Origin of the sequence: Azospirillum sp. TSO22-1, from assembly GCF_003116015.1 — a bacterium.
Classification (GTDB): Bacteria; Pseudomonadota; Alphaproteobacteria; order Azospirillales; family Azospirillaceae; genus Azospirillum.
The window spans coordinates 1-11,744 of the sequence record NZ_LGQZ01000118.1 but is presented as its reverse complement, the minus strand read 5'-3'; the positions used below and the strand labels follow the sequence as shown (position 1 = coordinate 11,744).

The window sequence follows — 11,744 nt, the reverse complement described above, 5'->3', positions numbered from 1 at the left end:
CCGAGGCGTTCAGCGAGGACGGGCTGGAGCGGCTGAAGGCGGCGCTGGTCGAGCAGCTCAAGCTCTCCGGCCTCAAGGAGCCTTCCTTCGAAGGCGGCGGCGACGCCGCACACTGACCGGGGCCGGACAAACAAAAAGGGGGCTGCCTGCGCAGCCCCCTTTTCCATGGGGAATGGGTCCGGAGGGTGGTCAGGCCCTCGCCAAGCGCTCGATCTCTTCCTTCACGTACAGCTTGTCGAGCTTCATGCGGGACAGCGACTGGGTGTCGGGCATCGTCCGGGCCTGCTCGAGGCGGATCTTGTCGTCCAGCTCGGCGTGGCGGTTGCGAAGAGAGGCGAGGCGAGACTCAAGGCTCATGATGGCTCTCCCTGCTGTAGCCGGATTCGGCTAAGGAGAGGAGCGTATCCCGAGTCGCGGCCCCCGGTCCATGGGATTACATTCGCGTTACGCTTCGATTGCGAAACAATCGTGCGCGTCAAGACGCCGCACAGCTTCCCGGCGGCGGGCTGCCGAGGAAGCGGTCGACGTCGTCCAGCACCGGCGCCAGCCAGCGCAGCGGCCGGGCGAAGGCAGCCACCGTCTGCACGTGCCCGAGCCCCGGGTACAGGATGGTCTCCGCCCGGCCGCCGCGCTCGCGCATGCGCCCGGCGAGGCTGGCGCTGTTGCGCGGCCGCACGCGGGTATCGGCGTCGCCGGCGAGCAGCAGCAGCGGCGGCGCGCGGCCGTCCACGTGGGTGACCGGCTGCGTCTGCGGGCGCCCGTCCTCCGGCCCGAAGATCTCCATCAGGTTGCGCTCGGTGAGCGGCAGGAAATCGTATGGACCGGAAATCCCCACGGTGGAAGCCACGGCGGCGCAGGGATCGGTGCCGGCGGCGTTCAGCCAGCGCCGGTCCACGGTCAGCATCACCGCGATGTAGGCGCCGGCCGAGTGGCCCATCAGCGCCAGCGGCCCGCCTCCCGCCGCGGTGCGCCGCACCCAGGCCACGGCCGCGGCGCCATCCTCCAGGAAGGCGGGATAGCGCACCTCCGGGTACAGGCGGTAGTCCGGCACCGCCACCGTGTAGCCGCGCGCCGCCAGCGCCTGTGCCACGAAGCGGTAGTTGCCCTTGTCGCCGAACTCCCAGGCGCCGCCGTAGAAGAACACCACGGTCGGCGCGCCGGGCTTCGGCCGGTCCGGGCGGTAGAGGTCGAGGCGCTGGCGCGGCAGCGGCCCATAGGGCAGGTCGGCCTCCAGCCGGTAGCCGTCGCGCGGCGTCAGCGCATCGACGAGCCCGAGCGGCGAACAGGCGGGGAGCATCGCCGCGAGGGCGGCCAGCGGAGCGAAGCGGCGCATGGCGAAGGAGGTAGCGCGCCCGGGAAAGGAGGAAAGATGCGGGGAGGGAAGGTGCGGCTACGCCCGCGCCGCGCGCCGCGCCGGCCGGCGCGCCGGCTCGTCGTCCTCGCCCGTCGAGGGGCGGCGGAAGGTGCTCAACTCGGCGATGCGGTTGACCGTCAGGCCGGCCAGCCGGCAGGGCGCCACCTCCACCACCTCGAAGCCGAGCTTGCGGGTGAAGCGGTTGCCGATGCGCTCGCGCGCCTCGCGCTCGGTCTCGGCGACCAGGACGTAGCGGCGCACGCCGCTCCAGGCCCGGTGGATCGCCCGGTCCTCGGACGCGGCGTTCGGGTCGTAGCGCACCGCCGCCTCGTAGAAGCGGCCCTGCCGCGGTTCCAGCCGGTCGAAGATGTAATAGCGCCGCACCGGCCCGTCGCGCTTGGCCTCGTACTCGGCCCGCGTGGCGGCGAGCTCCTGTTCGGCCTTGCCGGCGCGGCGCTCGGTGTCGGTGATGTGGCGGTCGACGGCGGCGTACTCCTTGGCGGCGTCGCTCAGCTCCTTGGAGGCGTCGTCGGCGGTCTCCTTCAGCTTGCTCAGCGAGACTCGCGCCGAGACCAGCTGCCGGCGCCAGAACCGGTTCGACAGCACGGTCAGGATCATCAGCCCGAGCGCGATGTAGAGCAGCATCCCGGTCATGCGGCTACGCCCTCGGCCATCAGGGCCTCGCCGGCCGCGCCGATCGGCTGCAGGTTGGTGGGCCGCACGCCGCAGCGCTCGGAAAAGGCGGCGCGCAGCAGGTTCACCGCGTGCTCGGCCGAGCCCGCCCAGGTGTGCGTGACGTTGCGGTAGTCCCAGATCTGCCGCGAGAAGATGATGTCGCGCCGATCGACGCCGCCCGACTCCTCGGCCACCGCCAGCAGCGACCAGTAGCCCAGCGCCGCGGCGTCGCACTCGCCCAGCTCGTGCACCATCTCGACCTTGGAGTATTCCAGCGCCTTCAGCTCCGCCTGCAGCTTCTGGCGGCGGCCGACCGACTCGGTGAGGCGCGTCTGCAGCGCCTTCAACTCGCCGGCGCGGGTGTTGGTCTTGGCGGTCCATTCGCGCAGCGCGCCCCGCCGCTTGTCGATCTGCCGCTGCAGGACGGTCGCCCGCGTCCGCTCGGCGCTCACGCGGCCGACGTCGATAACGATGGACAGCCCCAGCGCGGCGGCGCTCGCCACCAGCACCAGCAATCCGAGGAATTCCGCATTGAACAGCATTCCGTGCGCCCCACAGTCGAGCGAACCGGAATGGTACACGCAAAGGCGGCGCTGGTACTGCGGCACCGCGTCGCAGAAATTACCGGACTGACACAATCTTCATCCTGGGTCGCGAAAGATTCCGTCCGGTATCATGGGGGTTGTCGGCGCGCGGCTTGATTTTTGCTCGTTTGCCCCGTCAGCCGGCCGGCGCCGCCTCGCGCGGTTCGAAGCGCAGGGCGACTCCGTTCATGCAATAGCGTTTGCCGGTCGGCGGCGGGCCGTCGTTGAAGACATGGCCGAGATGGCCGCCGCAGCGCGCGCAGTGCACCTCGGTGCGCGGGTAGATCAGCTTGTAGTCGGTGGAAGTGCCGACGCCGCCGGGCAGCGGCTCAGTGAAGCTCGGCCAGCCGGTGCCGCTGTCGAACTTGGCGGCGGAGCTGAACAGCGGCTGCCCGCACGCCGCGCACAGGAACAGGCCGGTGCGCTTCTCGTGGTCGAGCGGGCTGGAGCCGGCGCGCTCGGTGCCGTGCTCGCGCAGCACGTAATACTGCTCGGGCGTCAGCGTCTGCTTCCACTCGGCCGGGGTCTTGTTGATCAGGAAGCGCTCCGCCGCCGCCGCGGGCGCGGTCGCCAGATGCCGGGCCAGCAGCCCGCCGCCGAACAGGCCGGCGCCGCCGAGCAGAAAGGTGCGTCGAGTCATGGTGCGTCCTCCGCGAAACCATTGAAGAGTATCGGTGCGCGGTGGCGCTTCGCCCAGGGACCTCGCACGCCGCTCACGCGGACGTGACGGTCCGTGCGCAACGGGATTGCGCGCGCAGGGCCGCTGCATTCCGTCGCACTCTCCTTTATGGATATGATCTTTCCAATCGTGTTTCCGATCTGTAACGTCTGCCCTCGCCACGCGTCCCCCGGTTGCGAGAGAAGGACGCGGGCAGAGGGGGTAACCGGCGCGGGAAGGTCCATGTCGGGGCATGACGAGAAGCATCTTCGGGTGATCCGCGACGCGCTGCTTCAGCACCAGCAATGGCTGAAGCGCGATCCGCCGGGCCGTGGCCGCCGCGCCGACCTCAGCTTCCACAACCTGTCCAGGCTGGGGCTGAACCGCATCAACCTGACCGGCGCCAAGCTGGCCGGCGCCAGCCTGCACGGTTCGCGCCTCGTCGGCGCCGACCTGCGGCAGGCCGACCTCTACTGCTCCGACCTGTCGCGCGCCAACCTGACCGGGGCGAAGCTGATGGGCGTCGACCTGCGCGGCGCGCGGGTGGACGGCGCCCACCTGTCGGAGGCCGACCTCAGCGGTGCCGACCTGCGCAAGGGCGCCATCGCGCCGTGCGAGACGCGCCGCCCGGCCGGCAACCTGGACGGCAGCACCACCTTCGTCGGCGCGCTGCTGACCCGCGCCATCCTCGCCGAGTGCCGCATGGCGCAGTGCGACCTGTCGGGCTGCGACCTCGCCGGCGCCAACCTGACCGGCGCCGACCTGTCGGGGGCGCTGCTGATCTCCGCCAACCTGACCCAGGCGACGCTGCACAAGGCCAGCCTGACCGGCGCCCTGCTGTGCGGCGCCCGCCTCGACGACGAACTGCGCCACGTGCTGGAGCGGCGCGGCATCGACGTGGACGGCACCGGCCTGCTGAGCCTCGCCGAGCGCCTCGCCGACGCGCTGTCGGCGCACCAGCTCTGGGTCGATCACGTCGGCAAGGCCGGCGCGCGGCTGGAGATGCAGCGCGCCGACCTGCGCGGCTGCACCTTCGCCAACCAGATGCTGTCGGCGGCGTCGCTGCGCTTCTGCGGGTTGCGCGGGGCGGACTTCTCGGGCGCCAAGCTGGTGATGGCCGACCTGTCCTACAGCGACCTGCGCGACGCCGACTTCACCAGCGCCGACCTCTCGGGCTGCAACCTGCGCGGCGCCAACCTGGCGGGGGCGAAGCTGTGGCGGGCGCGGCTCAACGCGGTGGACGTCGTCGGCGACGGCAGCCGCATGTGGCCGACCAACCTGGCCGGCGCCAGCCTGACCGGCGCCGACCTGCGCGACGCCAGCCTCGCCCGCGCCGTCCTGCACGGCACCGACCTGACGGCCATCAAGTCCTCCGCCCACACGCTGAAGGGCGCCGACCTGTCGCTGGCGCTGGGGCTGGGCGGGGCGGTGGCGGTAGCGGTGGGGCGGGCGTAACCCCTAAACCCCCTCCACCTCCGCCGTCTCCGGGAACGCGCGGCGCAGCGCGTCCAGCGAGCGGGCGAGGCGGTCGGGCAGGGTGGCGCTCAGCGCCTGCGCCTCGGCGGCGCGGTCTTCCAGGCAGGCGTGCTCGATGGCCTCGGACAGCCGGCGCAGGCCGAGCAGGCCGAGCGTCGAGGCGGTGGACTTCAGGTCGTGCACCGCCGCCCGCGTCGCCGCGAGGTCCGCCCCGCCGCCGATCGCCGCGGCCTTGGCGGTGGCGTCGTCGATGAACTCGCGCACTAGCTGGCGCAGTTCGTCCTCGCCCAACACCGCGCTCAACCCCCGCAACGGCTGCGGGTCGAGCAGCGCGTCGCTGTCCGCCCCGTCCGCCGCCGCGGCGGCGCCGGCCTCGACGCGGGTGCCGCACTGGCGGGCCAGCGCGGCGGCCAGCGCCTCCGGCACGATGGGCTTGGGCACGTAGTCGCTCATGCCCGCCGCCAGACAGCGCTCGGCGTCGCCGGCCAGCGCGTTGGCGGTCAGCGCCACGATGGGGACCGCGCCGCGCGTGCCGGGCAGCGCGCGGATGCGCCGCGCCGCCTCCAGCCCGTCCATGCGCGGCATCTGCATGTCCATGAGCACCACGTCGAAGCGCTCGCGGCGCACGCGGTCGAGCGCCTCGGCGCCGTCCCCGGCCACCGTCACCGCGTGCCCCTGCCGGGCCAGCAGCGCCACCGCCACCTTGCGGTTGACCGGGTTGTCCTCGGCCAGCAGCACCCGCAACGGGCGCAGGCGGACGGCGACCGGTTCCGGCGCGTCGTCGTCGTCGGGCGCCGCTGCGGCCTCCAGCGGCACGGTGAACCAGAAGGCGCTGCCGCCGCCGGGCCGGCTGTCGACGCCGATCTCGCCGCCCATCAGGCCGACGATGCGCTTGCAGATGGCCAGCCCCAGCCCGGTGCCGCCGAAGCGCCGGCTGATCGAGCTGTCGCCCTGGAAGAACTCGGTGAACAGGTGCGGGCGCACCGCGTCCGGCACGCCGATGCCGGTGTCGGTGACGGTGAAGCGGACGCCCCCGGCTTCGGCCTCCACATCCTCGTCCACCGCGATGGCCACGCCGCCGCGCTCGGTGAACTTGACGGCGTTAGAGACGAGGTTGAGCAGCACCTGCCGCAGCCGCGTCGGGTCGCCGCGCACGAAGCGCCTGATGTCCGGCGCCACGCGCGTTTCCAGCGTCAGGCCCTTCTCCGCCGCGCGCGACGACATCAGCGCCGCCACGCTGCCGACCAGCCGCTTGAGGTCGAGGTCGACGCGCTCCAGTTCCAGCCGCCCGGCCTCCAGCTTCGACATGTCGAGGATGTCGTTGAGGATGGTCAGCAGCGCCTCGCCCGAATACAGCACGGTCTGCGCGTAGTCGCGCTGCTCGGTGTCCAGCGCGGTGTCCAGCAGCAGCCGCACCATGCCGAGGATGCCGTTCATCGGCGTGCGGATCTCGTGGCTCATGGTGGCCAGGAAGTCGGCCTTGGCGCGCGCCGCCTCCTCGGCCTTGCGGCGGGCGGCCTCGACCTCGGCGGTGCGCTCGGCGACGCGCTGCTCCAGGTAGACGTTGGCGTCCACCAGCGCCTGCTGGGCGCGCTTGCGCTCGGTGATGTCGCGGATGACGCCGGTGTAGAAGCAGCGGTTGTTCACCCGGACTTCGCTGATGCCCATCTCGATCAGCACTTCCGCGCCGTCCTTGTGCCGCGCCACCAGCTCGCGCGAGCGGCCGACCACGTCGTACGGCGCCGACCGCCGGCTGGCCCGCATCAGCTCGTCGTGGTGGATGGCGTGGTGGGAGGGCATCAGCAGGTGGATGTTGCGGCCCAGCATCTCCTCGGCGGTGTAGCCGAACATGTGCAGGCAGGCGGGGTTGACCGACTGCACGAGGCCGCGGTCGTCGATGGTGATGATCGCGTCCACCGCGTTCTCCACCATGGCGTTCAGCCGCTCCTCGCTCTCGCGCAGGTGGGCGATCTCGGCGTGCGCTTCGGTGACGTCGGTCATGTGCACGCCGACGCTGCCGCCCCCCAGCGGGAAGGCGATCACCCGGTACCAGCGGTCGAGCGGCGGGTAGAACCCCAGGAAGCTCTCCTCCCGGCCGCTCCGCCGCACGCGGGCGAGCGGGCGGTGGAACCAGCTGGCCAGATCGCTCGCCTCGTCCCACAGCGTGCGGCCGGGCAGCGCCGCGGCCGGCCGGCCGAACAGCCTTTCTGCCGCCCGGTTGGCCGAGAGGATGCGCCAGTCCGGCCCGACGGCCAGCACGATCGCCGGGATCCGGTCGATCAGCGCGTCAGGTCGGGCCGGGCTCATGGCCCGCCTCCCTCCACCCGCAGCGTGCCGGACACGATGGCGCGCCGCGCCGCCTCCACCGCCTCCAGCATGGCGGGGGTGAGGAGGGGGCGGTTGTGCTCGTCCACCGCCACGTCCACCCCGCCTTCGGCGAGGCCCAGCGCCACCACGCCCGGCGCCCAGCTGCCGTCGCGCCCGGCCTGGAACGCCTGCTCGACGGCGCGGTCGGTGCGCTTCAGCATGGAAGTCAGCATGGTGCCGGGGTAGAGGTGGTTCTGGTTGCTGTCGACGCCGATGGCGAGCCGGCCCTCGTCGTGCGCGGCGCTGAACACGCCGAAGTTGGAGACGCCGGCCCCGGCGAACACCACATCGGCGCCGCGCTGGAACTGGCTGCGCGCGATCTCGGCGCCGGTGGTCGGGTCGTTGAAGGCGGCCGGCGTGGTGCCGACGAAGTTCACCAGCAGCTGAGCGTCCGCCCGCGCGTGCCTCGCCCCCTGGCCGTAGCCGGCGATGAACTTGCGGATCAGCGGGATGTCGAGCGCGCCGACGAAGCCCACCGTCCCCGTCTTCGACGCCAGCGCCGCCATCACCCCGGCGAGGAAGGACCCTTCCTGCTCCTTGAAGGTGATGGAGCGGACGTTGGGCGCCTCCACCACCGCATCGACGATGGTGAAGCGCACCTTCGGGTGCTTCGGCGCCAGCGCCGCCAGCGGCGTGGCGTAGTAGAAGCCGATCACCACCACGTCGGTGGCGCCGCGGCGGACCAGCGCCTGCACCGCCTGCTCGAACTGCGCGGTGCTCTGCGGCTGGAACTCCAGGTAGGGGGTGCCGGTCGCCGCCTTGAATCGCTCGGCTCCGGCGAAGGCGCCCTCGTTGAAGCTCTTGTCGAACTTCTGCCCCACCGCATAGACGAGGCCCGGCACCGGGTCGGCGGCGCGGGCGGGCGCCGACAGCAGGCATAACGCGATCAACAGCCGCACGGCGAGCCGCAAGAGTCTCTCCACCACCGTTCGTATACCGGAAGTGTAGGCCCGATATCCGTGAGATGACCAGCATGTTCGCGTACCCATCCTGCGTCTGGACGGTCGCGCGGCGGGCTGCTATGGTTGACGTTAACGTCAACTAACAACATTTCAGGGAGGAAGACACATGACCTCGGCCGGGACGCTGAAGGGCAAGACTCTGTTCATCACCGGGGCCAGCCGCGGCATCGGCAAGGCCATCGCGCTGCGCGCCGCGCGCGACGGCGCCAACGTCGCCATCGCCGCCAAGACCACCGAGCCGCACCCGAAGCTGGACGGCACCATCCACACGGCGGCCGCCGAGATCGAGGCGGCGGGCGGCAAGGCGCTCGCCATCCAGTGCGACATCCGCGACGAGGCGCAGGTGGCCGCCGCCATCCAGCAGACCGTGGAGGCGTTCGGCGGCCTCGACGTCCTGGTCAACAACGCCAGCGCCATCAGTCTGACCGGCACGCTGGAGACGCCGCCCAAGCGCTGGGACCTGATGATGGGCGTCAACGGACGCGGCACCTTCGTGTGCTCGCAGGCGGCGATCCCGCATCTGCTGAAGGCGGAGAACCCGCACATCCTGACGCTGTCGCCGCCCTTGAACCTGAACCCGCGCTGGTTCAAGCACCACACCGCCTACACCATCGCCAAGTACGCCATGAGCCTGTGCACGCTGGGCATGGCGGCGGAGTTCAAGGGGCGGGTCGCCGTCAACTCGCTGTGGCCGCGCACCATCATCGGCACGGCGGCCGTCGCCATGCTGAAGGGCGCGGCGGAGTTCGACAACTGCCGCAAGCCGGAGATCCTCGCCGACGCCGCGCACGCCATCCTGACCCGCGACGCCCGGACCTGCACCGGCAACTTCTTCATCGACGACGAGGTGCTGCGCGAGGCTGGGGTGACCGACCTCGACGTCTACGCGGTGACGCCGGGGGTGGAGCTGGCGCCGGATATCTTCCTGGACTAAACGCTACCTCGAAAGTGGAGTGTCAACCCCTTGTTCCCGAACCGATGTTTGGCATTGACCAATCGGGTCGCCGGGACAAGGGGGCGGCATGGCTGCGGTCCGCGTCGTCGTTCTCGCCCTGCTCGCGTTCGTTCCGGCGGCGTGGGCCGACAGCGTCACCGTCGCCGGGCTGACCTTCAGCGACGAGCTGGGCGGCTTCCGCCTGCTGTCCGCCTCCGGCGGCGGCACGCCGGAGGACCCCTTCGTGGTGGTCGAGGAGGTCACCGCGCCGGAGCAGGTGGTCCTGACCATCCGCGGCTCGCTGGAGGCGTGGCCGGGCCGGCTGGCGCACAACCGCATCGGCAGCGACCATCCCTTCGGCTACGCGCTGCGCAAGGTGGTGATCAACCGCACCGACAGCGTGTGGACCGGCTACGATGTGGAGCTCCAGCAGCCGCTGGGGCAGGCGAGCACCCAGGACGACGGCCTGAGCTTCGGCGAGGGCAGCGTCTACCAGCGCTACGCCCACGCCGACCTGTTCCGGGTGGCGCGGGTGGTGCAGAAGCCGCTGGACAGCATCGCCTTCAGCGTCGGCGACGTGCCGCCGGGCGGGCGGATCGCGCTGGACTTCGTGGTCACCGACATCCAGGAACGCCCGGCCATCTTTCTGGCGCAGCGGCGGCCGTGGATGGTGTCGGGGCGGTAGGCTCCCTCCCCTGCCTCCGGCGGGGGAGGGTTGGGGTGGGGGCTACGGCGTGTTGGAAAGGCCGCTGCCCCCTCCTAACCTACCCCAGCGGGGCTGGGGTAGGGACTCAGGAAAGCACTCAATGCGCCTCCGCCCAGGAGTTGCCGATCCCCGCCTCCGCCACCAGCGGCACGCCGAGGCTGGCGGCGCCCTCCATGACCCGCCGGACGATTGCCGCGGCCTCCCCGGCGCCGTCCTCCGGCACCTCGAACAGCAGCTCGTCGTGCACCTGCAGCAGCAGGCGCGCCTTTGAGCCCGCCGCCTCCAGCGCTGCGGGAACCCGCGTCATGGCGCGCTTCATGATGTCGGCCGCGGTGCCCTGGATCGGCGCGTTGATCGCCTGCCGCTCGGCGAAGGCGCGGCGGGCGGCGTTCTTGTCGTGGATGCCCGGGATGAAGCACTTGCGGCCGAACAGCGTGCAGACGTGGCCGTGCTGGCGGGCGTAGGCCTTGGTCGCCTCCATCCAGTCCTTCAACTCGTGGAAGCGCTCCAGGTACGTCTTGATGAAGGCGTTCGCCTCGCCCGGCATGATGCCGAGCTGGCGGCCCAGCCCGAAGCCCGAGATGCCGTAGATGATGCCGAAATTGATGGTCTTCGCCTTGCGGCGGATATCAGGCGTCATCTGGTCGAGCGGCACGCCGAACACCTGGCTGGCGGTCATGGCGTGCACGTCGATGCCCTCGCGGAAGGCGGTCTTCAGCGCCTCGATGCCGGCGATCTCGGCGACCAGCCGCAACTCGATCTGCGAATAGTCCACCGACACCAGCCTGCAGCCCGGCTCGGCGACGAAGGCGCGGCGGATCTTGCGGCCCTCCTCGTTGCGGATGGGGATGTTCTGCAGGTTGGGGTCGGTCGAGGACAGCCGCCCGGTGTTGGTCAGCGCCATGGAGAAGCTGGTGTGGATGCGGTCGTGCGCGTCCGCCTGCTCCTGCAGGGCGTCGGTGTAGGTGCTCTTCAGCTTGGCGAGCTGGCGCCAGTCGAGCACGCGCTGGGCGATGTCGTGCCCCTGCTCGGCCAGCCCCTCCAGCACGCTGGAATCGGTGGAGTAGGCGCCGGTCTTGCCCTTCTTGCCGCCGGGCAGGCTCAAATCGTCGAACAGGATCTCGCCCAGCTGCTTGGGCGAGCCGACGTTGAACGGGCGCGGCGCCAGCTTGTGCACCTCGGCCTCCAGCTGCACCAGCCGCTCGGCGAAGTCCTGCGACAGGCGGCGCAGCTCGGCGCGGTCGATGCGCACGCCGGCGCGCTCCATGTCGGCGACGATGGGGGTGAGCGGGCGCTCCAGCGTCTCGTACACCGTGACCATATGATGGTCGACCAGCATCGGCTTCAGGACGTGCCACAGCCGCAGCGTGATGTCGGCGTCCTCGGCGGCGTAGTCGCGGGCCTTGTCCAGCTCCACCCGGTCGAAGGTGATCCTGGTCTTCCCCGATCCGCAGACGTCCGCGTACTTGATGGTGGTGTGGGCGAGGTGCAGCTCGGCCAGCTCGTCCATGCCGTGGCCGTGGGCGCCGCCCTCCAGCACGTAGGACATCAGCATGGTGTCGTCGGTCGGCGTGACGCGCACGCCGTAGCGGGCGAACAGCTGGTGGTCGAACTTGAAATTGTGGCCGACCTTGAGGATCGCCGGGTCCTCCAGAACGTCCTTCAGCGCAGCGATCGCATGCTCCGGCTTGAGCTGCTTCGGCCCGTCGCCGCCCAGCGCCAGTTCACCCGCGGCGCTGTCGGCGGAGCGGTGGCCGACCGGGATGTAGCAGGCCAGCCCCGGCGCCGTGCTCAGCGAGATGCCGACGAGGTTGGCGGTGGCGGGGGTGAGGCCGTCGGTCTCGGTGTCCACGGCGATGACGCCGCCCTCGCGGGCGCGGTCGATCCACACCGCGAGGGATTCGAGATCCTGGACCAGTTCGTAGCGCTGAACGACGTCATGCAGGGTGTGGGTGCGGGTTCTCGCAGGCGTATTGCCCCCACCCCGGCCCTCCCCCGCTCTCGGCGGGTCCAAAGGACCCGCCTGCC

The 11,744-nt window shown here is 71.2% G+C and carries 11 protein-coding genes; 3 read left to right on the top strand and 8 right to left on the bottom strand.

The genetic code is table 11. The annotated features are described in order from the left end of the window. Positions 1-189: 189 nt before the first annotated feature. The 5 genes from TSO221_RS26955 to msrB form a co-directional block, all read right to left on the bottom strand. A complete protein-coding gene (locus tag TSO221_RS26955; protein WP_109121604.1) occupies positions 190-357 on the bottom strand; it encodes a YdcH family protein in 168 nt (55 codons plus the stop codon). Positions 358-475: 118 nt separating this feature from the next. Beyond that, complete coding sequence (locus TSO221_RS26950; protein ID WP_109121603.1) at positions 476-1,333, bottom strand: alpha/beta hydrolase; 858 nt, start codon at positions 1,331-1,333, stop codon at positions 476-478. Positions 1,334-1,390: 57 nt separating this feature from the next. Then, positions 1,391-2,008 carry a hypothetical protein gene (locus tag TSO221_RS26945; protein ID WP_109121602.1) on the bottom strand — a complete coding sequence of 206 codons (618 nt, stop codon included), beginning with the start codon at positions 2,006-2,008 and terminating at the stop codon, positions 1,391-1,393. Beyond that, positions 2,005-2,571 carry a hypothetical protein gene (locus TSO221_RS26940; RefSeq protein WP_109121601.1) on the bottom strand — a complete coding sequence of 189 codons (567 nt, stop codon included), beginning with the start codon at positions 2,569-2,571 and terminating at the stop codon, positions 2,005-2,007. Before TSO221_RS26940 ends, TSO221_RS26945 begins: the two co-directional genes overlap by 4 nt. A gap of 178 nt (positions 2,572-2,749) precedes the next feature. After that, a complete protein-coding gene (gene msrB / locus TSO221_RS26935) occupies positions 2,750-3,253 on the bottom strand; it encodes a peptide-methionine (R)-S-oxide reductase MsrB (RefSeq protein ID WP_109121600.1) in 504 nt (167 codons plus the stop codon). Between the two features lie 261 nt (positions 3,254-3,514). Here msrB and TSO221_RS26930 point away from each other — a divergent pair, with 261 nt between their 5' ends. Next, entirely contained in the window at positions 3,515-4,726 is a 1,212-nt protein-coding gene (locus TSO221_RS26930) for a pentapeptide repeat-containing protein (RefSeq protein ID WP_109121599.1), read from the top strand. Between the two features lie 3 nt (positions 4,727-4,729). On the opposite strand, the gene TSO221_RS26925 is transcribed toward TSO221_RS26930, so the two are convergent. Together TSO221_RS26925 and TSO221_RS26920 are read right to left on the bottom strand one after the other, a co-directional pair. Further along, on the bottom strand, positions 4,730-7,054 hold the full coding sequence (locus TSO221_RS26925; protein ID WP_109121598.1) for a PAS domain-containing hybrid sensor histidine kinase/response regulator: 2,325 nt from the start codon (positions 7,052-7,054) through the stop codon (positions 4,730-4,732). Then, complete coding sequence (locus TSO221_RS26920) at positions 7,051-8,025, bottom strand: BMP family ABC transporter substrate-binding protein (protein WP_247878293.1); 975 nt, start codon at positions 8,023-8,025, stop codon at positions 7,051-7,053. The genes TSO221_RS26925 and TSO221_RS26920 overlap by 4 nt, the downstream gene beginning before the upstream one ends. Positions 8,026-8,182: 157 nt before the next feature. On the opposite strand from TSO221_RS26920, the gene TSO221_RS26915 reads away from it, so the two are divergent. Together TSO221_RS26915 and TSO221_RS26910 are read left to right on the top strand one after the other, a co-directional pair. Further along, on the top strand, positions 8,183-9,010 hold the full coding sequence (locus TSO221_RS26915; RefSeq protein ID WP_109121596.1) for an NAD(P)-dependent oxidoreductase: 828 nt from the start codon (positions 8,183-8,185) through the stop codon (positions 9,008-9,010). Between the two features lie 88 nt (positions 9,011-9,098). After that, complete coding sequence (locus tag TSO221_RS26910; RefSeq protein ID WP_109121595.1) at positions 9,099-9,695, top strand: hypothetical protein; 597 nt, start codon at positions 9,099-9,101, stop codon at positions 9,693-9,695. Between the two features lie 118 nt (positions 9,696-9,813). On the opposite strand, the gene polA is transcribed toward TSO221_RS26910, so the two are convergent. After that, positions 9,814-11,744 (bottom strand): DNA polymerase I (gene polA / locus TSO221_RS26905; RefSeq protein WP_109121605.1); only part of this gene is annotated, 1,931 nt, incomplete at its 5' end.

Excerpts from the sequence above, each read along its gene's own strand:
- TSO221_RS26955 (WP_109121604.1), bottom strand. The coding sequence starts at position 357 with ATGAGCCTTGAGTCTCGCCTCGCCTCTCTTCGCAACCGCCACGCCGAG.
- TSO221_RS26950 (WP_109121603.1), bottom strand. The coding sequence starts at position 1,333 with ATGCGCCGCTTCGCTCCGCTGGCCGCCCTCGCGGCGATGCTCCCCGCC.
- TSO221_RS26945 (WP_109121602.1), bottom strand. The coding sequence starts at position 2,008 with ATGACCGGGATGCTGCTCTACATCGCGCTCGGGCTGATGATCCTGACC.
- TSO221_RS26940 (WP_109121601.1), bottom strand. The coding sequence starts at position 2,571 with ATGCTGTTCAATGCGGAATTCCTCGGATTGCTGGTGCTGGTGGCGAGC.
- msrB (WP_109121600.1), bottom strand. The coding sequence starts at position 3,253 with ATGACTCGACGCACCTTTCTGCTCGGCGGCGCCGGCCTGTTCGGCGGC.
- TSO221_RS26930 (WP_109121599.1), top strand. The coding sequence starts at position 3,515 with ATGTCGGGGCATGACGAGAAGCATCTTCGGGTGATCCGCGACGCGCTG.
- TSO221_RS26925 (WP_109121598.1), bottom strand. The coding sequence starts at position 7,054 with ATGAGCCCGGCCCGACCTGACGCGCTGATCGACCGGATCCCGGCGATC.
- TSO221_RS26915 (WP_109121596.1), top strand. The coding sequence starts at position 8,183 with ATGACCTCGGCCGGGACGCTGAAGGGCAAGACTCTGTTCATCACCGGG.
- TSO221_RS26910 (WP_109121595.1), top strand. The coding sequence starts at position 9,099 with ATGGCTGCGGTCCGCGTCGTCGTTCTCGCCCTGCTCGCGTTCGTTCCG.